Raw genomic sequence first — 23,624 nt, 5'->3', positions numbered from 1 at the left:
CTGACATTTGAGGGACGATTCTGGGCCGATCTTGCTATATGCGAAGATCGCGCCGAGATCATCTCTTAAATGTTCGGCTTCAGAGATCTTCGCGTGCAAATAGCCAGGTTGCTACCGAAATAGCGAGTACTATCGTGATGCCAGCTGAGATGATCGGCCAGCATGCATCACCGGTGATACCGCTACTTACCGCGGTTGTCGACAATGGAAACAGTCCCGCGAAAGTGTGGTTTGCAATCATGAGGATCGAGCTGAAAATGCCGACGATTAAAAGAGCTGCTACTGGTACAACAATGGCCGAAATTATGGATGAAGTCAGAGTGCCGGCGAGTGCGCCGATACTGGACCAAAGCGTGACGTTCAATACCCATAGGCCAAAGCTTGCGGCTAGTGACCAGGATACATCCGAGTAAAGTGCGTGACCGATGCCTGTGACTCCTATCGATCCAATGCCGGCAATTGCCACTGTGAGCAGGAGAGGAACCAGCCACGACGTGTGCAGTATGGCCTCGCGTGACATGGGTTTTGTGAGTAGGCATTTTGCTGTGCCATCGCGCCGCAGCGCGTATGCGGTATGGCCCGCCCAGATGGCAATCACCAGAAGGACGATCTGGTTGAGGCTACTCATCCACTGATTCCAAATGACGAGGGTGCTCGGTGGTCCCATAATGGCGGCTAGATCCATGCCGGTGGCGGAGCTAAGGAATTGCCCACCCCAGCGGCCCATGATGATGGAAAAACCTGCAAGTGCGAAGATGGCGACCACTATTGTGGCAAGTCCGCGTGAATGATGGAGAGCGTGGAGCCGGGAGAATGCGTAGCGTGTAATCATCGTGCCCCCGTGAGTTCAAGAAAGAGGTTTTCGAGCGACTTCGGCGAATGCTGTTCGAGGAAGTTGAGCGCGTGTTCTGAGCAGAACAGTTCCAGCGTGTCGCGTTGCTCCTTGTTGGGAGTGTGAATGACGATGTCGGGGCTGGTGGTTGCTACATCCACGAATTGTCCTTTGGTGGGTGACGCAATTACTCGGCCTTGGCCAAGCATAATGACGCGATCGCACACCCGCTCGACGTCTTCAATTCGGTGGGTTGAGAAGATGATCGCGATCTTGGACGCCAGTGCGCTGAGCAGATCGAGGACGTCGGCACGACCGGCTGGGTCAAGTGCGCTCGTGGGTTCATCGAGAACGAGGAGGGTGGGAAACCCGACGAGTGCGCGTGCCAGTGAGAGGCGCTGGCGCATTCCGCGTGACCATCCCCCAACCTTGCCCTGCGCATTCGACAATCCGATTATTGCAAGGAGCACACTTGCGCGACGGCGCGTATCACTTTCATCGAGGCCGAGAAGGCGGGCCTCCATGTTGAGGACGTCGTGGCCTGTCATCCATGAATCGAAGGAGGGAACGTCGGGGCAGTAGCCGATCCGGCGACGCGCGTCAGAGTGTGGGAAGCCACCGGCGATTTGGGCTGAGCCTAAGTCTGGGCGTGTAAGGCCGAGGAGAATCTTAATGAGCGTTGTTTTTCCGGCCCCGTTTGGGCCGAGAAGGCCTATCGCTCCCTGGCCTGGAACTCTAATGCTCACCGAGTCCAATGCGCGCGTGTCACCGAATTCTTTCGTCACGTTGGAAAATGTGACAGCAGAGTGCTCATCGCTATCCGGCCATTGGTGAAGTAGCTCGTCGACCGTATGAGAATTGACGATTTCCGTATGTTTCTGTGGAGTCTGAAGCTCTACGCGGCGCTGGGGGAGTAGCACGGACACCCCGAGAATGGCGCCGAGCAGTTGTCCAAGGACGATTACGGCGAGGGTCACGTAATCTTTCTGCTCGCCCACGGTAAAGACGCAGCTAGACGATAATCCCATAGATCTGTAGCCCGACTTGCGCCGCGATGATGCGCTAGCAGGGTAATTTGTACGTCGAGTGGGAGGTCAGTCATGGTCCGCGCCCGCCCTCGTGTGCTCGACAACGCGTTCGAGACCTTTGCGTAGCCCGACGGTGACGATCGCTAGAGGTAGACCAAAGACAGCAAATAATTGACCGATCTTCGCCCCCGTCTGTAAGCCTTCAGCGTTAGCTGACTTTTCTAGGCCTTTTAGTGCGATCCCCGTATTGATGCCGGTTGCGATTGCTCCGGTGGCGAGGCGGTCTGCGGCATTCGTTCGAGTTGTCGCGAATCCTGTGATGGCGGCGGTGCCAACAGCATTTGCAATAGTTTTAGCTCGCGACTTTTCAGCCTTAAGCAGTGTTACGCCGATCGCTCCGGCGTTGCTGAGCATGAGCCCCGCGCGAGCACCTTGCAGGTACGAGCGGGGGATGGCGGCAACGACGTCATCGTCAAAATCGTCTTCGCGGATCCAGCCGAGCTTGACGGCAATCGCGCCGAAGTTGATGTCCCATCCGATGCCGATGGCGCGTGGAACAAAGACGCGGGGATCGGCCGGATCCCACCAGCGTTCTCGGGCTTCGGGATTGCCAGATAGGCCAGCTGTGTTGAATGTTGGTCTCGTGATTAGTCCTTGGAAAGAATTGCGTTAAGTGCGGCTTGTAGGGCGTGCCAATTTGCAGTCAAGGAATGCAAATGTTTCCGTCCGCTATCGGTTAATGTGTAGTACTTACGAGGCGGGCCTGCCGGCGATTCCTCCCAGCGCGTGCTGAGGTGGCGGGCCTTCGCAAGCCGTTTGAGGATGGGGTACACCGTCCCAGAGCTTGAATCTAAGCCGTGATATTCAGCGAGCGCATTCACGAGCTCACCGCCGTAGTAATCCCGGCGTGCGAGCAGGGTGAGGATCGCTAATTCCACAGTGCCTTTGCGCATCTGTGACGAGGTCTCTCGCATGGAAACGCCTTTCAGTGGGCTGTATGGTGGCTGATTGGTTATGCGCACTACTAGGTTATGCATGGTAGCTGTGACTTGCAAGTGGTCATGCAACTGAAACAAACGGCCGCAATTGAGCCTGTACTCACTTTTTCGTTGATTCTGCAGACAATCGTCGGTAGTCTCAAGGTCGAAACGGCGACAAGTCCTCCAGGGGAGGACTTCCTACCGAAACAGGAAGGATAGCCGGTTTCTACATGCTTTCGGGGCGTCCCTAAGGGGTAATCCGGGTTCGCGCCTCACGGCATTGTGTGAGAGTTGTTTGATTAAAGCTGTGACCGCGGTAAGTTATTGCTTTATTCCAGATGGTGTTTTGCTAAGTGAGCAATAAGGTCCCACGGCAGATGTTTTCGGATGAAGCCGCTGCGCCTGCGCCTCGGAACTTTTAGTGCTTCGTCAACCACCTGCTTGAGGAGAGTTGGTTCAGCTCCCAGAGCTTCTGCAATCCAGACTATTCCTTCAGGACTTTGCAACCGGTTGTAGGTTTTCTTTGCTGAGCGGTTCGGTGTTTTTCGGGTAAAAGCTCCCTTGCCAGTAGTAGCTTGCGAAGCGAACCAGGTGGCCATGTGTTCACGTTGCGAGGACCACCAGCGCCTAGTCTTCTGTGGGTCAGCCTGCTCCATCGCCTCAGAAATCGGTAAGTGTTCAGGCAGTTTCCTGAGTAGTTTGGCGAATCGTTTTACTTCAATATCATTACTGCTCATCGGCGTCTCCAATGTGTTTCTTTCGTCATTGGGTTCTTGCGAACATATGCGATCAAAAGTGGAGGATTTCCTTTCCGGTACAAAAAGTGTCGGAGGCTCATGACACCATGAAGCGGACGGTTAAACCATACCTTGAGGAGGCCCTCGTGAATATTGCCGATCAAGCGGAGACGTGGCTGAAAAGTCTGAGCCCTCAGGCCCATTCCCTGTGGGCTAAATCCGGCAGCGAAGATGCGTATCTGCGACTCCCCCAACATCTCATAGATACCGCTTGTGTTGCGGACTGGCTATGGCAGAACTGGGTTTCGGATTCCTTGAAGCGCACGATGGTGGAACGTTGGGGTGTAAAAGAGGAAAGCGTGCATCGCCTTTATGTGTTTTTCTCGGGTGTTCACGACGTGGGTAAAGCAACGGTGTCCTTTCAGCGCCTTGTTGAACACCGTCCTGACTCGTTCTATCTACTGCGGCCGATTGAGGAAGCCGGACTTTCCCTTGAATGGCCGGAAGGAGAGGGAACAGATCTGAAGCTTCCGCATGGTACTGCCTCGGCGTGGTTGTTGAAAAAGTGGCTTCTAGAAAACTCTGTTTCAAAGAGAGTGAGTGCTCGCCTTGCGTCCGTAGTGGATGCCCATCATGGTTTCACTACCGAGCCGAGAACGACGGACTTGACTGAGGACCGGCTTGAAGGGCGCACATCGAAATTCGATGATGTCGCGTGGGAGTTAATTGACTCGATGGCTGATTTGACTGGGGTTCGAGCGATCATTTGCGATGTAAAAAAGCTATACGCGGATGCCGCTCAGCTTATGACTGGGTTACTGATTATGGCGGATTGGATTGCGTCTAATGAGGATGCCTTCCCATACGATGTCATCATACCTCAACCAGATCGACTTGCCGTCGCAATGGACTCCATTGACCTTCCAAAGCCTTGGGAACCTGTGGCGCCTGAAGATGACACAGCTGAACTTTTTGGTAGAACGTTCGATTGGAAGAAAACTTTAGAAGCACGTCCGGTTCAGAAAGCTGCTGTGAAGATTGCGCGGGAGGCATCCGGTCCACTTCTGATGATCATTGAAGCTCCTACCGGTGAAGGAAAAACTGAGGCTGGGCTTGCCGCTGCTCATGTTCTTGGGCAGAAATCGGGCGCCCAAGGTGTTTTCTTGGGCGCACCAACGATGGCGACAGCAAATGGCTTGCTTGAACGTGTGATCGATTGGGCGCGCCGTAGTTCGCAGGGTGGGAGTGTGTCTTCCATGTACTTGGCGCACTCGAAGAATCGTCTCTCAAAGCAATTTCGTAGTCTGCATGAAGGTGCGAACTGGCAGGAAGCGCGCGCTAATTCTGAGGGGTCAGATCGTCAAGAGAACATTGGCGATCTGGTAGCGAATCAGTGGTTGTCGGGCTCTCGAAAGGGATTGCTGTCAAATTTCGTTGTTGGCACTATCGATCAGGTGCTCATGATGGCATTGAAGGTGCGATTCTCGATGCTTCGGCACGTAGCCTTTGCAGGAAAAGTCGTCATTATCGATGAGGTTCACGCTTACGACGCCTATATGTCTCAGTATCTCTATCGAGTTCTTCAATGGCTTTCTCGCTATGGGGTCAGCGTGATCCTCATGTCAGCGACTCTACCTCCTGCACAGAGGAAGAAGCTAGCATCGGCTTACGGATCGATGCATATTGCAGAACCGGATGAAGTCGCTCAATGTCTCGATGTCCCCTCCTATCCGTTGATTAGTGTGGTTGATAGGGAGGGAATGAGAGCTATAGCCGTCCCGCCGCGTCCTGATGATGCCGAAATCTCTATTCAACACATCAATGATGAGATTTCAACCTTAACGAGTACCCTTGAGAGTCTTCTCGAAGAAGGCGGAATTGCCCTTGTCATATGCAATACAGTTAAGAGGGCGCAGGATGCGTACCGAGATCTTCGCGACAGCTTTCCCGACGAGGTCGAGCTCCATCACTCTGCGTTTATTGCGTCTCATCGGAGCGAGAAAGAGGATGTTTTACGTGCTGAACTCGGCCCTTCCACAAAGCGAGGTGAGGGGAGACCTCTACGAAAAGTCATCGTTGCTACCCAAGTGGCTGAACAGAGTTTAGATATTGATGCCGATGTTTTAGTTACGGATATTGCACCGATTGATCTCATTATTCAACGTGCGGGCCGTCTGCATCGGCACTCGCGGCCTGAAGATGATCGTCCTAAAGGATTGCGCGTACCTCAAATCTTCATTCGCGGCATAGAGCGCGACCGGGATGTGCCTGAGTTTGATGGAGGCGCAGTGGCGATCTATGGCGAAAAACTTTTGTTGGCAACGATGGCATATATGCCGGATGTCATTCGTAGACCTTCAGATGTCTCCAGCTTAGTGCGTGACGTGTATTCGGATAACCCGACGATTCCGGTTGAGTGGCAGGAACGATGGGACGAAGCGTGCCGTATTGGAGAGGATTCAACGGCGAAGTCTGCGCGTAATGCAGAGACCTTCCGTTTTCCGGAACCAACCGTGCCGAATCTCCACGCGCTTTTCGATCTGGTCCACGATGATTCTCCTGGACCGGGTGATGAACAACGAGGTTCTGCGCAAGTGCGTGATGCTGAGTTTAGCGTAGAAGTCATCGCTCTTCGGGATACCGACCACGGCTATAAAGCATTTGGCGAAAGCGGAGAAATACTTGACTGCGCTCTGCCTACTTACCAGCAGGCACTTGAACTTGGGGCTAGTTCTGTTCGACTCCCGGCGCGAATGACGCGCTCTGGGAGTGATTTCGATGAGGTTATTAGTGCACTGGAATCACAGACACCTAGTGAGTGGTGCGAGTCAGGAATACTTCGTGGCCAAGTAGCTCTGAGATTCGATGAGTCTGGAAAAGCTGAGCTCGGTCGTTTTCTTGTTTCCTACGACGAAGAAGTCGGCCTTGTCGTTCAGGTCAATGATGCCCCTGCTCGGGACAATTCGGATTCGGGGGTGCCATGCGACACGCCGGAGTCATAAGAGACACGCCTAGCGGTCAGATAGTAACCCCGCTGCGCGGGGAAGGGAACTCTTCAAATGTTAATGAAGGCTCATCCCTGAAATTTCAGGGATATATCGGCACCTACGATACAACCTTGAAGAGTGATAATGGCAATCGGGACGTGAAATCGGACCGTTTCGATAGAAACCTAAATTCATTAACATTTGAAGATTAGTCTTGTGGTATGCTTTTTATTGCAAAGAAGTGCTGTAAAGAAAGGAGATCCAATGTTTTCCCTGTTGGATGATCCGTGGATTAAAGCTATTGATTGCAACGGAGGTCCCGTCTCGACCAGCATCCGTGGTGTTTTTGACGGATCCCATGAGCTTGCCCTAATCCAAGGTGATTCTCCTGCGCAGAATTATGCGGTTATTCGGCTTCTGCTGGCCATCTTCTGGCGTGCTCATCAAAAAGACACAAGGGTTGGTCCGGGAGAGGTGTTCGAATACGGCGAGTGGTTCGAAGATTTGCGTGAAAGCTTAATGCAGACGGGTAGGGATGATGCAGTGCTTACCTACTTGTTTGACTATGAAGATCGTTTTAAACTCACTGATGTTTCCCATCCTTTTATGCAAGTAGCAGATCTTCACGTAGCTTCAGGCGAAATCAAACACGTCAGCACGATTGTTCCGGAATCGCAGGATGATTACTTTACTATGCGAGCAGGCAAGGATCGAGATTCACTTAGTCTCGATGAAGCGGCGAGGTGGCTCATTTATGTGCAGGCCTTCGATTATTCGGGAATTAAATCTGGGGCAGTGGGAGACTCGCGGGTTAAGGGGGGTAAGGGCTATCCGATCGGGACAGGGTGGTCCGGCATGACGGGTGGAACCCTTGTTCTAGGCGAGAACCTATTGGACACCCTCATTCTTAACTCGCCTTCTTCGGCCATCACGAATCCCGATGATCATCCAGTGTGGGAGCGAACCCCTGACGGCCCTGATGCTCGTTTAACTGTTGGTGAAAATCCGTATCCGCAGGGCGCTGCTGACTTAGCTACCTGGCAGGCACGCCGTGTGCGATTGCATGTGGAAGGCGACAGGGTTACCGGAGTGGTGGTCTGTAACGGTGACCGGATTCCCGATGCTGGAGCCAACGTTTTTGGCGATCCGATGACTCCGTATCGATATTCGACAAACAAATCGAAAAAAGGCAGAGATGTCTATTATCCCAGGCCATACGACGTTGATCGCACACTTTGGAAGGCTCTGGATGCACTCGTCGTCTCGGAAACTGACGGCGGTTTTAGCGATAAAGAAAAGGCTCCGAAACGACCAAGAAATCTAAACGCGCTCTCCGAGCTTCGCCGTGAAATTGACGGGATACCCGACATTTTGAATTTAGAGCTCGTGTCTGTCGAGTACGGGCCGCAGGCTTCCTCCGTTTCGACCACATACTCATCTCAGGTGAGCATGCCTGTCATTGTTTTGATGGAGCAGGCCGGATACCTTCGACAAAAGATAAGGGAAGCCGCCGGTGCCACGATGAAGGCAGCTGTTTCCCTGGGGCAATTCGCCGGGAATCTTCGCTTAGCCGCAGGCGGCGACTATGAATTTGATAGTTCACGCACAGATCGTGTTCTCGCCGATCTTGAACCTCGGTTCAATTCTTGGCTCCGGGATTTATCTCAGCTCTCACACGAGGAGGCCACCATTGTGAATGAGGAAGTCGAGAACTTGGCAAAGGAATGGCAAGTTCAGGTACGCGCGGTTATAGATGCGCAAGCGCAGATCGAATTACGCGGTGCCGGGCCTCGCGCATTTGTTGGACGCGTACTGGACCAGAGCGAGGAGTCCTCAGGGCGCATGGTTTCTGCAGCTAGTTACTACCAATTTTTGCAATGGGCTTTGGACAAGAACCTTCCAAAAACCACCAATTCGAGTAGCAAAGGTACAAGTGAGAATAAGGAGCGTATGTCATGACGCAAACACAACTGGATTTCGGTGGTGGAGTGCGCGATGAAGCTGTCGCCTACGAAGACAAGTCAAAAAATCACTTGGGGACTGCAGTTGATTTAACGTGCAAGCGCCTCCAACGAGGTTATTTTTCCGATCCGAACTCGCAGAGCCATCGTTCTGCTCGCGCCGCGCTCGCGGAAATGCGTCGATACGCTAGCTTGGATCTTGCGAACAATCCGCTGGCTTTAGGCAATGTTCTCTTTGTCATGGGGGAAGACTTCAGCGAGAAACTGGAAGGAAAAGGTGACGAGCCCTCCCCGTCAGAGTATGCCGCCTACGTAGCTCTCACTCTCTTCGCAGTGCATATGCAGTCAGCCTCAGAGCCTGTTCACGTCACCAACGTCAGTTTCGCGCAGGCGTGCGGCACGCTGAATTCAATTAGTGCTTCGAAATCTATTAAGCCACGCATTGATGCGATGCTACTCGCAAACAGTGAGAGTGCTCGGCTTGTTCACATTCGTTCACTCGTTACGCTCATGCGTTCGAACGATCTTGGCTTTGACTATGGGCGCTTAGCATCCGATCTTCGTTCACTGGCGAATCCAAAAAAGCGTGCCGGAATACAGCTTCGTTGGGGGCGCGAATTTGCGCGTGGTACCTACTCGGCATCCAAAGACACTGAAGAACCAGAAAACTGATACAGATATTTAGGAGAAACCATGACACTCATCGTTGATATTCACGCACTTCATACGGTCCCACCGAGCCTCATTAATCGTGATGACACGGGGGCGCCGAAGTCGGCTATTTTCGGAGGGGTCCCGCGTCAGCGCGTCTCATCACAGTCTTGGAAACGCGCCATTAGAAAGCACTTTGAACTCGAGAAGGGGAGCGATACAGTCGGCTTCCGCTCACGGAACCTTCCGGAGGTAATAGTTAAGAGAGTTCTGGAGCTTGCACCGGAGTTTGGTGAAGACCAAGCGATCGATGGCGTTCGTGCCTTGTTTAAAGCTCCCGGAGCCAAAAATGGCATTAAGCTAGTCGAGGCGAAGCCCGCAAAGGATGACGAAGAAGCAGAGGATCAAAAGAATTATCCGACGACGGCGGCGCTCCTCTTCCTCAGCCCCCACCAAATCGAACGTGCGGCCAAGGCGATTATCGATGCTGATGGTGGCAAGATCACGAAGGCAGACGCTCAAGACATTCTTGATACTGAACATTCGATTGATATAGCGATGTTTGGTCGCATGCTTGCTGATGCACCTTCGTTCAACGTGGATGCTTCCGTGCAAGTGGCTCATGCTTTAGGAGTTCATGAATCGCAACCTGAGTTTGACTACTACACAGCGGTCGATGATGTTCTTGAGGATGCGGAAGAAACAGGCGCGGGAATGATTGGTACGACCCAGATGATGTCTTCAACTCTTTACCGCTACGCCACCGTCAACGTTGAGGCTCTCGCTTCAAATCTAGGTAATGAGGACTTGGCCGTTGATGCAACGAATATGTTCATTAAGGCCTTTATTGAATCGATGCCCACTGGCAAACAAAATACTTTCGCTAATAATACGCTTCCAGAAATGGTGTACGTTGCGGTGCGGAACACTCGCCCAGTCTCGTTAGTTAATGCCTTCGAGGAACCTGTGGAGCAGGGCAATGGAAGTCGGCGAGAGGCCGCCGCAGATGCGCTTGCGCGAGAAGCTCGAGAAATCGAAGAGACTTATGGAATGAAACCCAAAGCAGCCTTCGTGCTCGGGACCGGAAATCTCGCCCGAGAATTCGAGGGTCTTGCAGAAAAGGTTAACTCCGCGCAACTCTATGAGAAGGTTGCTGACGTTCTCGGCCAAGCTAAAGCGGAGTAGCAGATGTCGTACTCTTTATTGTTATTGCTAAAGGGCCCACTGCAGTCCTGGGGCGACGAATCTCGATACACCACACGAGCAACCGGGTCCACTCCGAGTAAATCGGGCGTGATCGGGTTGCTAGCTGCCGCACTTGGGCGCCAAAGGCAGGAGCCAGTTGACGATCTTGCGTCTCTGGACTTTGCAGTCCGGGTCGATCAGCCGGGTTCACTTCTTCGGGACTATCAAACGGCTCAGCCATGGCAGAAAGATGCCACGGCCCCAGCGAAACTGGTCACCCGATACTTTCTTTCCGATGCTGCTTTTCTAGCTGCTATCGGAAGCGAATCCCGCGCCCAGCTCGAGGAGATCCAAAAGGCTTTGCGCGAACCGGCATATCCACTATTTTTAGGACGGCGATCCTGCCCGGCACCACCGAATCTAGACCAAGGAATTGTAGAAGAACCGGTCGTTGACGCATTGCGCAACCACGGTATGTGGCACGCAACAAAGGCCCACAAGAAAGAGTCGTTACAGACCGTGGAGTTGCCTATCTTTAGGGATGGAAAACCCGGCGAGAACGGCGTCGCACGTCAGGACGTACCCGTCTCATACGCTCAAGAACACAGAAAATATAACTGGCGAACGGTTGTATACGCAGGTTCTAAAACGATCACGAACGAAGAAAGTACCAACCGTGATCCTTTCTTTGACGAGGTGGTGAGCTCATGACAACTTTTTCTCGAGTGCTAATTAATCCAGCGCGTCGTCAGGGACGCAAATACTTGGCAAACCCTCACGCACTCCACGCTGCGGTAAGAGCGAGCTTCCCACCTGACATTGATCAAAGTAGTCAGAGGATTTTGTGGCGACTCGACCAGCAAGGGCACGAGCATGCTCTCTACATCGTCGGTCCTGAAAAACCGACCGCTGCGCACATTGTTGAAGAAGCGGGCTGGGAATCTAGACCCCAAGAAACTGCCGATTATGACCGTTTACTATCGCGAATTAAACAAGGTCAAGAATGGCATTTTGAACTCTTGGCGAACCCGACGAAGACGATCAACCGCGGTAGAGACACACGCGGAAAGGTGGTCGCACATCTCAGCATTTTCGAACAATTGAAATGGCTTCAAAGAAAGTCAGAGACAATGGGTGTGTACTTAGGGCCACCGGACGAACCATCGTTCCAAGTGACCGAAAGTAAAACGCTTAACTTCCGCCGGTCGATCGAAAGTAAGAACGGTCGGGTGCATCTAGTGACAGCTCGGTATGCAGGTACTCTGAAGATCGTTGACGCTGAGAAACTTCGGCAGGTCTTGGTCGCCGGTATTGGACGGGCAAAAGGTTACGGTTGCGGCCTCTTGACTCTCGCTCGAAGTCAGGAGTAAACGTGTCGGAGAATCCGAGTGCGAATCCGATTGAACGCCTGCATTTGACGAGGATGGAAAATCGCCTTTCCTTTCTCTATGTAGAACGGGCGGTCATCAATAGAGACGGCAATGCACTGACTATTCAGGATTCACGAGGTATCGCCCACGTTCCGGCGACCCAGATCGCCGTCGTTCTCATGGGTCCCGGAACAAAGGTGACTTATGCTGCCATGGCCCTACTTGGTGATGCCGGGACATCGGTTGTGTGGGTAGGGGAGAAGGGTGTGCGGTATTACGCGCACGGTCGACCAGCTGCGAAAACAGCGAAATTTGCGGAAGCGCATGCGAAAATTTGGGCAAATCAGCGATCGCGGCTGAGGTGTGCTCGACGATTGTATGCGAAGAGATTCCCGAACGAGGACGTTGAGGGAATGACCATGGCGCAGTTACGCGGGCGTGAGGGTGCTCGCATGAAAACTATCTACGCGGTTGAGGCGCAGCGTACGGGCGTTTTGTGGTCCCGCAGGTCTTACGATCCCAACGATTTCGACTCCGGTGATCCAATTAATCGCGCACTTACCGAGGGATCTGCGGCCCTATACGGCATCGCTCATGCGGTGATCGTCGGTATTGGGTTCATCCCTTCTCTAGGAATTATTCACTCAGGAACTGATCGGGCATTCGTATATGATGTGGCTGACCTCTACAAGGCCGAGATTTCCATTCCTGCAGCTTTTGAAGCTGTAGCGGCCACCGACTTGGATGACGAGCTGAACGTTCGCAAACGAATCCGAGACAAGGTTGTCAGTTCACGTTTGATGCAGCGGATGGTTCGTGATTTGCAAGAAGTGATGGAAATCGATAGCGAAGATGCGTATGCAGATGTTGATCTGTTTCTTTGGAGTGAGCTTGACACGATTCCTGCGGGAACCAATTGGGATTTTGAAGGGTAGAGATGCTTGTTTTGACTGTGACTGCCGTTCCCGCAGGCTTGCGAGGAGATCTTACGAAGTGGCTTATGGAAATTGCTCCGGGAGTATTCGTTGGAAACCCAAGTGCAAGAATCCGTGATCTCGTTTGGCAACGTACAGTTCAACTATGTAAAGACGGCCGAGCCATCATGGTTTATTCCTCGGATAATGAGCAAGGGATGGCTTTCCGAACCCACCGGCATGACTGGAAACCTACTGATTTTGATGGTCTCACTCTAATGGTCAGACCAGATGGCCGACAGAAGTCTCGATACCCGCGGCGGACTGGGTGGTCGACTGCTCGGCATCAACGAAGAAAGTTCAGCTCAAACTGAATCTAGAACGATGAAAGAGACCGCGGCCTCGTTAGAATGAGTGACGTTGGGAGAGGAGACGCCCTGTCCGTCTCAGAAAATTAAAATTGTTCGTAATCCCGGACCAAGTTAACTGTAGAATGGCCCAAGGTGAATCAAAAGCGCTGGTCACCAAGTGTGCTCCCCGCGAAGGCGGGGATGAGCCCTTCACCATCGCCAGCACGCCCCGCCACTTCGAGTGCTCCCCGCGAAGGCGGGGATGAGCCGGAGACCAGGGAATGAGTAACCAGCGCTGCCTAGTGCTCCCCGCGAAGGCGGGGATGAGCCCCGGTCGAAACCCGGTGCACCAACTGCCGTGAAGTGCTCCCCGCGAAGGCGGGGATGAGCCCTTGCCAAACTCGCAACCGAACGTGATGAATTTGTGCTCCCCGCGAAGGCGGGGATGAGCCCGCGTTGCGTGAGTCGGGTTCGATCGAGCAAGAGTGCTCCCCGCGAAGGCGGGGATGAGCCCCTCAGCCAAATAAGCCTTGATCTGTTCGACAGGTGCTCCCCGCGAAGGCGGGGATGAGCCGCGTGTAATCGCTGTTGAACTCTTTCCGGATAAGTGCTCCCCGCGAAGGCGGGGATGAGCCACTTCGCGCCTAACACTTGTTGCTTGTGTGCCAGTGCTCCCCGCGAAGGCGGGGATGAGCCCCTCGCCTGAAGGCAAATTCCCGTCGTGGACGAGTGCTCCCCGCGAAGGCGGGGATGAGCCGACGTGATCCTATGAACACGCTAACTCTCGGATGTGCTCCCCGCGAAGGCGGGGATGAGCCCTGCCTTTCGACGACGACACTTTCTATCTGGTCGTGCTCCCCGCGAAGGCGGGGATGAGCCCAACGAAACACCCGGATCGAACAACAAGAACGCGTGCTCCCCGCGAAGGCGGGGATGAGCCCCATGCTGAAACAATTCAAAGAAAACCTTCAAAGTGCTCCCCGCGAAGGCGGGGATGAGCCGCTAGACCCGGCCGCCCGTCGCGGAATCGACCGGTGCTCCCCGCGAAGGCGGGGATGAGCCCCAGCCACGGGGGCGGCCGCCGACGCATTCCGCGTGCTCCCCGCGAAGGCGGGGATGAGCCCTGGTTCAATATTTGCGAATTCAACCTGAGTGTGTGCTCCCCGCGAAGGCGGGGATGAGCCCCCCCTTCGGAGACACCGACATGTGGAAAGAAGCGTGCTCCCCGCGAAGGCGGGGATGAGCCCTCACCCTCGGGAGGTAGTGGCCGGGAATTGAGGTGCTCCCCGCGAAGGCGGGGATGAGCCTGAGATGAAGTCGATCCAGTCGCGGCCTGAGACGTGCTCCCCGCGAAGGCGGGGATGAGCCCTCACGGCACGCCCTCCTTCCCTCTCACTTATTGTGCTCCCCGCGAAGGCGGGGATGAGCCCAACGGGTTTGTGGATCAAGCAGCGCAGATGACGTGCTCCCCGCGAAGGCGGGGATGAGCCCCGGTAACCAAACCGGTCAGCCACCTCAGCGAGGTGCTCCCCGCGAAGGCGGGGATGAGCCCCGTGACCTGATGTTGTGGCGAGACGGGGCTAGGTGCTCCCCGCGAAGGCGGGGATGAGCCGAATGAACGCCTCGGGTGCGGTAACGATAGACTGTGCTCCCCGCGAAGGCGGGGATGAGCCGTTCGTGTACCCCGTGTCTTGCAAATAGTGGTAGTGCTCCCCGCGAAGGCGGGGATGAGCCCCCTTCGGGTAAGGGTTAACCGATGGGTTAGGGGTGCTCCCCGCGAAGGCGGGGATGAGCCCCCGGTCCTGTGTTGGCAGCGGGGGCGGCGTTCGTGCTCCCCGCGAAGGCGGGGATGAGCCCACGAGCAGAAGCAGTGCGCGCAGGCTGGGAGCGTGCTCCCCGCGAAGGCGGGGATGAGCCCTGAGGGTAGCTGTATGTCTGCCGCATACGCTTAGTGCTCCCCGCGAAGGCGGGGATGAGCCCGCTAAAGGAATGTACGCTTCTCCGCCGGTTTCGTGCTCCCCGCGAAGGCGGGGATGAGCCCACGGTCCTGTGTTGGCAGCGGGGGCGGCGTTCGTGCTCCCCGCGAAGGCGGGGATGAGCCCACGAGCAGAAGCAGTGCGCGCAGGCTGGGAGCGTGCTCCCCGCGAAGGCGGGGATGAGCCCTGAGGGTAGCTGTATGTCTGCCGCATACGCTTAGTGCTCCCCGCGAAGGCGGGGATGAGCCCGCTAAAGGAATGTACGCTTCTCCGCCGGTTTCGTGCTCCCCGCGAAGGCGGGGATGAGCCCACGGGCAAACGGTGCGAAGCTCAAGGCGCAGAGTGCTCCCCGCGAAGGCGGGGATGAGCCCGCGTTGCGTGAGTCGGGTTCGATCGAGCAAGAGTGCTCCCCGCGAAGGCGGGGATGAGCCCCGGTTCGCGAACCACACGCGGCGAACGGTACGGTGCTCCCCGCGAAGGCGGGGATGAGCCCGCTTCCGTCTCCTTCGTAGCCAGCTCCTTGACGTGCTCCCCGCGAAGGCGGGGATGAGCCCGGCCCAGACGCCCCAATCGACACAAACGCCCGGTGCTCCCCGCGAAGGCGGGGATGAGCCCTGCGCTTCCGTCGTCCCCAACCTTGCTTCAAAGTGCTCCCCGCGAAGGCGGGGATGAGCCTGATATGGTTGCTCTTTCAAACTGGACTCCCACGTGCTTCCCGCGAAGGCGGGGATGAGCCCCGGTCAGCAACCTCCGCGAGAATGTCCGTCGAGTGCTCCCCGCGAAGGCGGGGATGAGCCCGCCAAACGCCCAGAAACCACCGTGCCCTCAAAGTGCTCCCCGCGAAGGCGGGGATGAGCCCGTCGACCAGTACAGGACGCGATTCTGTACCGTGTGCTCCCCGCGAAGGCGGGGATGAGCCCTACACACAACAGGGCGTTCACTGCGCCCAAAAGTGCTCCCCGCGAAGGCGGGGATGAGCCCTTCATGTTGTGGTACCGATTCTTTACTGTCGTGTCACATCGCGCATCTGTTCCGTCATCCCAACACTTGGTACGCGGATCAACGAAAGCGATCGTTCGGTGAAACTAGAGGGAGTACGATGGTTTGATCGCTTGGTGGAAGCGTAAGGCCAAGTTGTTGAGATAAGCTCGCCGTTTGAGCTTGGCTGGCCACTCCCGAGGAATTCCGTCCAACCCATAGTAAGCGCCTGCTGCAGCTCCAGCGATAGCAGCGTAGGTGTCTGTGTCCCCGCCAAGGCGAACAGTGGTTTGAATCGCTTCCCGATACGATTCGGTACGAAGAAGTGAATGGAGAACAATTTCCAAGGTGTCAACAACATAACCTGAAGGGGTTAAATCTGCTGGTGTGAGAGCAAGGAAGCTGGGATCCAAAACTCGTTGATGCGCTTCCAAAGCTGCAAGCCATTCTTCATCATTTTCTCGCCAATCCCGATAAGGTTTATCAACCGCAGCTTGGTAGGCACCCTCTAAGCTCTTTCCATCGAGGAGCGAACTGAGAAACTCGCTGTAGATGATGCAGGAGAGTTGCGAGATGGCATGTCCGTGCGTAATCCGAGAAGCCTTGCTAATTGTCTCCCAATTTTCCTCACGGACGGTTGGTTTTCTCCATAGCAACAGCACCACCGGAAAAATGCGCATTAGAGCGCCGTTGCCGTTGTCGTACACGCGCGTTCCGCCGCAATCAAGCGGATCAGTTCCGTTTTTAAAACGACCCAATGCTCCAGCAACTGTTTTCCCTAGCCCAAACGGTTGATCGAGGGCGCAATATTCACCGTTTTCCCACCACGCCACAAAACGATCCATCAGATTACTTAGGTTCAGTTCGCCGTCGTTGTGAATAATTGATTCCATCGTAGCTACGGCCATCGACGTATCGTCACTCCAGGACCCTGCGGGGATAATTCGTCCCCAGCGAGAATTAACCGGTTCCTTATCATCAGCGCCACGCATAGCATCCATTGATAACGCTGCTACCGCAGACGCCGGGAGAAATTCGAACGGCACTCCGAAAGCGTCACCTGTAGCGGCTCCGAGTAACACTGACTTTATCTGCGCTACGGAGATTTCTCCCATGCTTTCCTCCTGTGCTTCAGTCTTCTAATACCTAGCGGCATAAGTGTTCAACTATTACTGCATGTTCGTCTTTTCACGTTCCCACCTACTTCGTAGGCGGATGTGAATCGTTGACGAGTACTGATAGAAGTCATTGTAATCGCGGGCCTGTACACACTTGGCCGGTCAATGTGGTTCGCGCTCCAAGGTGTGGGATATCGGACGATCCCGAAAGGGGCGTTGAGTCTAATTTTCTCAGAACTCAAAGTTTATGAGCGATCTGGAGGTGACAGCCTTGGGAAGTATTGGCGAGTATTCGGAGCATCAATTTTGCGCCTCGTCACCATTGGCATGTCTGCAACATCAGCGGACATGACTCATCTTCTTTTGACTGCCCTTGGTGCGTTCCTCTTAGTTCCACCCTTCTTATTCTTAGCGGCTGGTTTGGATGGCGCGATCTCGGGGCTGAATCTGCTTGGGCTATTTTCCCACGAATGACAACCCTGCTCGCCGGCACAACCGGAGCGGGGGCGACCAACTAATGTCGCTTACGCTCATCTACGGCGCGAACGCTTTGATGGGCAACTGCTTTGGTGCCGTTCTCTTTAAACCGCCTAACGAAGAGCAAAACGGCAGGCGAGCAACGAGGACGCCTGGCGGGGCGCAAGTTCCGTCGAGCGATCGACTGATATCGAGTTATCAACGTCGCAAAAGTTTTTGACCGTTAACTAAAAAGACTCCTCAGGTTGAGTCGATGCAGCCAGGTATGCTCCGCGTTTTCAGTGTTTCTGCTCTCATTGTGCTGATCCATGTATGTGCGATCATCGAAACGGGAATGTCCTATTCTGAGCATGACGTGGCGTTATTGAGATTCGGTGTTCCGATCTTCATCCTCATAGTCTCCGGTATCGATGGCTACCTATACGGATTTAATCTTTTGTGGATGATCATTCCATCTCTAGCCATCCAGGCGTTCGGCCTGATCTGGCCTGTTCTATTTCCGCTATCCTTCGAGTTAGCTGTAATCTATGCGGCTGTCGGGTTCGTTGCCAACGGACTGGTCGCCGTTTTCACAGGCGCCAACGACGACGAATTCGTGCCGCTAAACTCTGAGTTCAAAGGAACGCCCGGACTGGTGAACATAGGAATTTTCGAGATCTACCTCGGGCTGGCATTACTGTGAGGAGTCGTTGGTTTGATAGGCAACGGATTCGGCTCCGTTTTGAGAAACTCCGATGAACGGAAGAAGTAGTCATGTGGCGTTCGTGACGAGATACACCACGAACGCCCTTTCAAACCAAGCGCTCTTTCGCGTAAGCTAGAGCGTTGGTGCCATCTCGGCACCCGTCGAAAGATTCCTTTCGATGCATTCGAATGAAGTTAGCGGGGGACATGGCGAAAGAAGGCGTCATCGAAGTAGAAGGCACGGTCACAGAGGCCCTGCCGAATGCAATGTTTCGTGTCGAGTTGGAAAACGGGCACATCGTGCTCGCGCACATCTCAGGCAAGATGCGTCAGCACTACATCAGGATCCTTCCGGAAGATCGCGTCGTCGTAGAGCTCACGCCCTACGATCTCAATCGCGGCCGGATCGTATATCGCTACAAGTAAACCGCAATCGACCGCCGGAAATTCCGGCATAGGAAGCACCACAAATGAAGGTCAAGCCTAGCGTTAAGAGGATCTGCGATAACTGCAAGGTTATCCGGCGCAGCGGCCGCGTCATGGTTATCTGTGACAACCCGCGGCACAAGCAGCGTCAGGGTTAAACCCGGCAGATCCGTCAGCACACGCTGACATCGGGGTAACACCCGAAGCAATTGCATTATCAGCGCACATCCATGCGAGGAGCGCAACCCTCAGTCCGGAGGCTGAGGCCCAACGGGAAGATAATGCTCCACACCTTCGGAATAAGACAATAGGGAGCCAACAATGGCACGTCTTTCTGGCGTAGACCTCCCGCGCGATAAGCGCGTCGAGGTTGCGCTCACATACATTTTCGGCATTGGTCGTACCCGTGCCCAAGAATCGTTGGAGGCGACGGGCGTTAGCCCCGATACGCGTGTCCGCGATCTGACCGAGGACGACTTAGTCAAACTCAAGAATCACATCGATGATAACTACAAGGTCGAAGGTGATCTCCGCCGCGAGATCCAGGCCGACATTCGTCGCAAGGTTGAAATCGGATGTTACCAAGGCTTGCGCCACCGCCGTGGCCTTCCCGTGCACGGTCAGCGTACGAAGACGAACGCGCGCACCCGTAAGGGTCCAAAGCGTACCGTTGCAGGTAAGAAGAAGGCCTAGTAAGGGTAGATCAGGAGTTTATACATGCCACCCAAGTCACAGTCGCGCCGCCCGCGCCGCAGCGCACGCAAGAACGTCCTCAATGGACAGGCGCACATCAAGTCAACATTCAACAACACGATCGTCTCCATCACCGACACAAAGGGCGAAGTCATCGCTCAGGCATCGGCAGGCATGGTTGGGTTCAAGGGCTCGCGTAAGTCCACCCCGTACGCCGCACAGCTCGCCGCGGAAAACGCTGCGCGCCGTGCAATGGACCAAGGCTTGAAGAAGGTAGACGTCTTCGTCAAGGGCCCGGGCTCCGGTCGTGAAACAGCGATTCGTTCGCTCACCGCATCCGGCCTCGAGGTCACCTCGATTTCCGACGTGACCCCGCACCCGCACAACGGAACCCGCCCGCCCAAGCGTCGTCGCGTTTGATCCACTGCCAGCCGTCCATGCCGATCGGACGCGCGGCTGGCACCGTAGAACCGGGAACCCGGAACTACCTGGGGATAAGCCCCAACAGAAGAAGTTTTCAGGGTGTCATATAGCGGGCACCCGACGAAAGGACATCATCAGTGATCATTGAACAGCGCCCCACGCTGACGGAAGACCAAATTTCCGAAACACGTTCACGCTTTACGCTCGATCCGCTCGAGCCCGGCTTTGGCTACACGCTCGGCAATTCACTTCGCCGCACCCTCCTGTCCTCAATCCCAGGAGCGGCAGTAACCTCGATCCATATCGACGGCGTACTCCACGAATTCTCGACGATCCCCGGCTGCAAGGAAGATGTAGCCGAAATCATCTTGAACTTGAAGGAACTGGTTGTGACCTCCGAGCACGACGAACCCGTCCTCATGTACCTGCGCAAGCAGGGCCCGGGCGAAGTTCTGGCATCGGATATTACGCCGCCGGCCGGCGTCGAAATCCACAACCCGGACCTCGTGATCGCCACCCTTAACGACAAGGGCAAGATCGAAGTTGACCTCACGGTTGAACGCGGGCGCGGATACGTTTCCGCAGCGCAGAACAACTCGCCGGACTACGAGATTGGGCGAATCCCGATCGATTCGATTTATTCGCCGGTTGTCAAGGTTTCCTACAAGGTCGAAGCCACCCGTGTTGGCCAGCGTACCGACTTTGACAAGCTGATTGTCGACGTCGAAACCAAGCCATCCACCGCGCCGCGCGATGCTTTCGCATCCGCTGGCAAAACCCTCGTAGAGCTTTTCGGCCTGATGACCGAGCTCAATGAAGAAGTGGAAGGCCTGGAGCTGAAGGAAGCCCCGGTTGTCGAGCAGCAGTCTTCTGACCTGCAGCGCCCCATCACCATCCTCAACCTCCCCGCACGCTCGCAAAACTGCCTGCAGCGCGAAGGGATTCACACGATCGGTGAACTTGTTATGCGTTCTGAGGCCGACCTCCTTGACATTCGCAACTTTGGCGCGAAGTCAATCGAGGACGTTAAGGATGAGCTGGCAAAGCTCGATCTGCGCCTGAAGGATTCGCCTGCCGGCTACATGTCAGGTTTCGGAGACGATGCCTACGGCATGCAGTTTAGCGACGACGCATAAGTTTGGATTGGCCCACCCGATCGTGTCGGGAAAGGCTGCGGTAAAGGTGAGAGCCTAAGCCGCGAAGGAATTTTAGGAGAAATCATGCCCAAGCCCCCAAAGGGTCCACGTCTGGGAGGAAGCCCGGCCAACGAGCGTAAAATCATTGCAAACCTGTGCAAGTCGCTCATCGAAAATGAATCAGTTGTGACTACCGAGGCGCGCGCACGCCGCGTACGCCCGCACATCGAAAAGTTGATCACCAAGGCAAAGAAGGGCGATACGTACAATCGTCGCCTCGCCCTCAAGGTCCTTGGAGATCGCGAATCTGCGTACATTCTTTTCGAGGAACTTGCGCCCAAGTTTGCTGAGCGCAACGGTGGCTACACTCGTATCACCAAGCTTCCTCACCGCAAGGGAGACAACGCGCCGATGGCGATGATCGAGCTCGTTCTCGAACCTGTTTCACCGAAGCAGGCCGTTGTGAAGGAAGCCGAAAAGGCTACTCAGAAGGCTGCCGCGGCTGAGGAGACTGCTGCTGAAGAAGACTTAGCTGTTGACAGCGCTGAGTCTGCCGAAAGTGCAGAGTCTGCCGAATCTGCAGCAAGCGCTGAATCCGCGGAGAGCGCCGAATCGGCTGAGAGTGCTGAAAGCGCCGAGTCTGCTGAATCCGCTGAAAGCGCGGAGAGTGCCGAATCTGCAGATGATGTAGAAGAGAAGTAGCTCAACTCGTTAATCAGCTTGCAGCTCGACTGTTGTGAAAGCTGTCAGTCAAGGGGCCCGGTTCCGTATTTGGAACCGGGCCCTTCTCGGCCTCTCAGTCGGTTCGCTTCGCCGCCACCACCAGCCAGTCTTGGGCCCGACGCGGGAAAATCTTCGGATAAATGGGCCTGTTTTTGGCTGGGCGTCGATGCTGACAGCGAATATCCCCCTTTTTTCACGAGAGGCGAGATAAGCCTGCCCGATGTGGGTGGTATGGGTGGTGTGGGGATCCGTCTGAGGGTGGAATATCGGGCGCGGAAGGGACGTGCGGATAGGAGCATAATCGTGTTCATGAGAAAACTTCCCATTGCCATAGCAACAGCATCCCTTTTGGTCCTTGCCGGGTGTTCTGATTCGACCACCAGTGCAGAACCAACTCAAACACAATCGGAAACCGAAGCCGCAAACGTCCTCCCCGGCCCGATGGCCGATCCGGACAGGGAGCCCGCTCCCCTCGAAACGCGAACCAATGCCGCAGGAACCGCGCAGACCAGCATCGTCGACTTTGGAAATATTGACGTTGACGGTTATGTTGCCCCAGTGCGTGGTGTACTGGTGGTGCCAACGGACATTGATGAACCCGCCCCACTCATAGTTGTCAACCACTTGCGTGCTCCCAACTGCTCGGACGATTCCTTCGCTTGGCCTTGTACGAATGGCTCAGACGAACGGCGCTTTGACCTTGGAATGGAATACCTTGGCGAACGACTTGCGGAACAGGGATATGCCACCTTGATCCCGGATTTGACCCCGGTGTGGGTGAGTGACGCGGAGGACGAACCGTACAGTCAGCAGGAGATGTGGCAACAGATAGTTCAGACACTTGATGGGCAGCTCGCCTCCGACATTGCGGGCGAGAGCGAGACCTTCGGCCTTGATATCAAAGGGAAAATCGACAGCTCGAAGACCGGCCTCGTTGTCCATTCGCGCTCCGTCATGATTATCCCGACCGCGATTGACTTATTCGGTGAAGAGCGGCTCGCGTCGGTGCTGGGCTACGGTGCAGCCTTCAACGCCGAGGACCTTGAAAGGATTGACCCACCGCTACCAGACGTGCCAACGTTGCTGCTTAACGGCGACGACGACGGCGACGTCGATCGTGCGGCGAACTGGTGGCTTACCGAACACATTCAAGAGCCGCGCACTGAGGCGCTACTTTCGATGCAGATTCCCGGCTACGGTCATATGTTCATTAACCGTGCCTTACAGGAGTCTGAGTTGGATGATCGTATTGGATGCGACGAAAGAGACTGTCCAGATGCCAAGGACCACGAAGATTTTTTGGCTAATGCAACCATCGAGTGGATCAATTCAACGTTGAGCGATATGGATACGGAGATTCCAATCTCGGCCACAGACCTAATTCCAGATGACTTTGAAGGAAGCCAGATTCGGTGGTTGATGGCCACGAATACACCGAATGTCACCGGTGTGCCACTATCAGATTTCACAGCTTTAAAGGGAGAAACGGCTCAGGTCTGCGTCCATCCCGATCCAATGAATCCGAACCCGCCTGCGAACGTTTGCCCGGAGCCGGAAATGGGAGTGATCACCACGCGCTCCGAAGTGCTGCATCTGACCGGCGCGCGAGCCGACGTGAATATCGAGGATGCCACGCACTTAGCTTTGCATCTGCTTCCTTTTGGGACACCTCAGGACGGGCAACGCACCGAGCTGAGCGTCACGTTAGAACTCGCGAGCGGTGCCGAGCATGTTCTCACTTTTGGTGACAATAACCCTGCCTTAGTAAGCATGGCCTCGAAGAGCGCGAACGGTGAATACCTGATTTCGACGATTCGAACCGAGCTTCCTGCCGAAGTTGCCAGCTCGACCATCACCGGTATCCGGCTCGAAAGCAACCCGCCAGTGGAGGTTCGAGCGATCGACTTCGTTAGCTAGCCCGGGAAAATTTTAGGCCTGTGCGGGCCCATCTTTGGCCTGCGCGGGAAAATCTTCGGATAAATGGGCCTGTTTTTT

At 55.0% G+C, this 23,624-nt stretch carries 23 protein-coding genes and 1 CRISPR repeat array; of the genes, 17 read left to right on the top strand and 6 right to left on the bottom strand.

The window, feature by feature from the left end; translation table 11 throughout:
- Positions 1–79: 79 nt before the first annotated feature.
- The 5 genes from J2S70_RS02400 to J2S70_RS02375 all read right to left on the bottom strand — a co-directional run bounded on the left by J2S70_RS02400 (position 80) and on the right by J2S70_RS02375 (position 3,577).
- On the bottom strand, positions 80–832 hold the full coding sequence (locus tag J2S70_RS02400) for a hypothetical protein (RefSeq protein WP_307682153.1): 753 nt from the start codon (positions 830–832) through the stop codon (positions 80–82).
- A complete protein-coding gene (locus tag J2S70_RS02395) occupies positions 829–1,860 on the bottom strand; it encodes an ABC transporter ATP-binding protein (RefSeq protein WP_307682152.1) in 1,032 nt (343 codons plus the stop codon). Before J2S70_RS02395 ends, J2S70_RS02400 begins: the two co-directional genes overlap by 4 nt.
- Positions 1,861–1,926: 66 nt before the next feature.
- Positions 1,927–2,274: a hypothetical protein gene (locus J2S70_RS02390; protein WP_307682151.1), complete on the bottom strand. Its 348-nt coding sequence runs from the start codon at positions 2,272–2,274 to the stop codon at positions 1,927–1,929.
- Positions 2,275–2,507: 233 nt separating this feature from the next.
- Positions 2,508–2,834: a PadR family transcriptional regulator gene (locus tag J2S70_RS02380; protein WP_307682149.1), complete on the bottom strand. Its 327-nt coding sequence runs from the start codon at positions 2,832–2,834 to the stop codon at positions 2,508–2,510.
- A gap of 335 nt (positions 2,835–3,169) precedes the next feature.
- Entirely contained in the window at positions 3,170–3,577 is a 408-nt protein-coding gene (locus J2S70_RS02375; RefSeq protein WP_307682148.1) for a hypothetical protein, read from the bottom strand.
- Positions 3,578–3,723: 146 nt separating this feature from the next.
- Here J2S70_RS02375 and cas3 point away from each other — a divergent pair, with 146 nt between their 5' ends.
- The 8 genes from cas3 (at position 3,724) to cas2e (ending at position 13,019) form a co-directional block, all read left to right on the top strand.
- On the top strand, positions 3,724–6,579 hold the full coding sequence (cas3, locus tag J2S70_RS02370) for a CRISPR-associated helicase Cas3' (RefSeq protein ID WP_307682147.1): 2,856 nt from the start codon (positions 3,724–3,726) through the stop codon (positions 6,577–6,579).
- Positions 6,580–6,828: 249 nt separating this feature from the next.
- Complete coding sequence (casA, locus tag J2S70_RS02365) at positions 6,829–8,523, top strand: type I-E CRISPR-associated protein Cse1/CasA (protein ID WP_307682146.1); 1,695 nt, start codon at positions 6,829–6,831, stop codon at positions 8,521–8,523.
- Positions 8,520–9,197, top strand: a complete 678-nt coding sequence (gene casB / locus J2S70_RS02360; protein WP_307682145.1) for a type I-E CRISPR-associated protein Cse2/CasB — start codon at positions 8,520–8,522, stop codon at positions 9,195–9,197. Before casA ends, casB begins: the two co-directional genes overlap by 4 nt.
- A gap of 21 nt (positions 9,198–9,218) precedes the next feature.
- Positions 9,219–10,361: a type I-E CRISPR-associated protein Cas7/Cse4/CasC gene (gene cas7e, locus J2S70_RS02355; protein WP_307682144.1), complete on the top strand. Its 1,143-nt coding sequence runs from the start codon at positions 9,219–9,221 to the stop codon at positions 10,359–10,361.
- Between the two features lie 3 nt (positions 10,362–10,364).
- Complete coding sequence (gene cas5e / locus J2S70_RS02350; RefSeq protein ID WP_307682143.1) at positions 10,365–11,072, top strand: type I-E CRISPR-associated protein Cas5/CasD; 708 nt, start codon at positions 10,365–10,367, stop codon at positions 11,070–11,072.
- Positions 11,069–11,731, top strand: coding sequence for a type I-E CRISPR-associated protein Cas6/Cse3/CasE (gene cas6e, locus J2S70_RS02345; RefSeq protein WP_307682142.1), 663 nt, complete (start codon positions 11,069–11,071; stop codon positions 11,729–11,731). The genes cas5e and cas6e overlap by 4 nt, the downstream gene beginning before the upstream one ends.
- Before the next feature lie 2 nt (positions 11,732–11,733).
- On the top strand, positions 11,734–12,666 hold the full coding sequence (cas1e, locus tag J2S70_RS02340) for a type I-E CRISPR-associated endonuclease Cas1e (protein ID WP_307682141.1): 933 nt from the start codon (positions 11,734–11,736) through the stop codon (positions 12,664–12,666).
- A 2-nt stretch (positions 12,667–12,668) separates the two neighbouring features.
- Complete coding sequence (gene cas2e, locus J2S70_RS02335; protein ID WP_307682140.1) at positions 12,669–13,019, top strand: type I-E CRISPR-associated endoribonuclease Cas2e; 351 nt, start codon at positions 12,669–12,671, stop codon at positions 13,017–13,019.
- Between the two features lie 156 nt (positions 13,020–13,175).
- A CRISPR array of direct repeats spans positions 13,176–15,952; the repeat unit is 29 nt; unit sequence GTGCTCCCCGCGAAGGCGGGGATGAGCCC.
- A gap of 104 nt (positions 15,953–16,056) precedes the next feature.
- On the opposite strand, the gene J2S70_RS02330 is transcribed toward cas2e, so the two are convergent.
- Positions 16,057–17,064, bottom strand: coding sequence for an ADP-ribosylglycohydrolase family protein (locus J2S70_RS02330; RefSeq protein WP_307682139.1), 1,008 nt, complete (start codon positions 17,062–17,064; stop codon positions 16,057–16,059).
- Positions 17,065–17,283: 219 nt separating this feature from the next.
- On the opposite strand from J2S70_RS02330, the gene J2S70_RS02325 reads away from it, so the two are divergent.
- From J2S70_RS02325 to J2S70_RS02285, 9 genes are all read left to right on the top strand, one after another.
- On the top strand, positions 17,284–17,541 hold the full coding sequence (locus J2S70_RS02325; protein WP_307682138.1) for a hypothetical protein: 258 nt from the start codon (positions 17,284–17,286) through the stop codon (positions 17,539–17,541).
- A gap of 268 nt (positions 17,542–17,809) precedes the next feature.
- The gene (locus J2S70_RS02320) at positions 17,810–18,226 is read left to right on the top strand and encodes a hypothetical protein (protein ID WP_307682137.1); all 417 of its coding nucleotides are present in this window, start codon (positions 17,810–17,812) and stop codon (positions 18,224–18,226) included.
- Positions 18,227–18,435: 209 nt separating this feature from the next.
- Positions 18,436–18,654, top strand: a complete 219-nt coding sequence (gene infA / locus J2S70_RS02315) for a translation initiation factor IF-1 (protein ID WP_307683359.1) — start codon at positions 18,436–18,438, stop codon at positions 18,652–18,654.
- A gap of 44 nt (positions 18,655–18,698) precedes the next feature.
- The gene (gene rpmJ, locus J2S70_RS02310) at positions 18,699–18,812 is read left to right on the top strand and encodes a 50S ribosomal protein L36 (protein WP_307682136.1); all 114 of its coding nucleotides are present in this window, start codon (positions 18,699–18,701) and stop codon (positions 18,810–18,812) included.
- A 163-nt stretch (positions 18,813–18,975) separates the two neighbouring features.
- The gene (gene rpsM, locus J2S70_RS02305) at positions 18,976–19,347 is read left to right on the top strand and encodes a 30S ribosomal protein S13 (protein WP_307682135.1); all 372 of its coding nucleotides are present in this window, start codon (positions 18,976–18,978) and stop codon (positions 19,345–19,347) included.
- A 24-nt stretch (positions 19,348–19,371) separates the two neighbouring features.
- Entirely contained in the window at positions 19,372–19,767 is a 396-nt protein-coding gene (rpsK, locus tag J2S70_RS02300; protein WP_307682134.1) for a 30S ribosomal protein S11, read from the top strand.
- Between the two features lie 140 nt (positions 19,768–19,907).
- Positions 19,908–20,906, top strand: coding sequence for a DNA-directed RNA polymerase subunit alpha (locus J2S70_RS02295; protein ID WP_307682133.1), 999 nt, complete (start codon positions 19,908–19,910; stop codon positions 20,904–20,906).
- Positions 20,907–20,990: 84 nt separating this feature from the next.
- On the top strand, positions 20,991–21,608 hold the full coding sequence (rplQ, locus tag J2S70_RS02290; RefSeq protein ID WP_307682132.1) for a 50S ribosomal protein L17: 618 nt from the start codon (positions 20,991–20,993) through the stop codon (positions 21,606–21,608).
- Positions 21,609–21,938: 330 nt separating this feature from the next.
- Positions 21,939–23,546, top strand: a complete 1,608-nt coding sequence (locus tag J2S70_RS02285; protein WP_307682131.1) for a dienelactone hydrolase family protein — start codon at positions 21,939–21,941, stop codon at positions 23,544–23,546.
- Positions 23,547–23,624: the final 78 nt, after the last annotated feature.

This window comes from Trueperella bonasi (assembly GCF_030811535.1).
Classification (GTDB): domain Bacteria; phylum Actinomycetota; class Actinomycetes; order Actinomycetales; family Actinomycetaceae; genus Trueperella; species Trueperella bonasi.
Note: the sequence above shows the minus strand (reverse complement) of the source record. Positions and strands in the feature narration are given on the sequence as shown.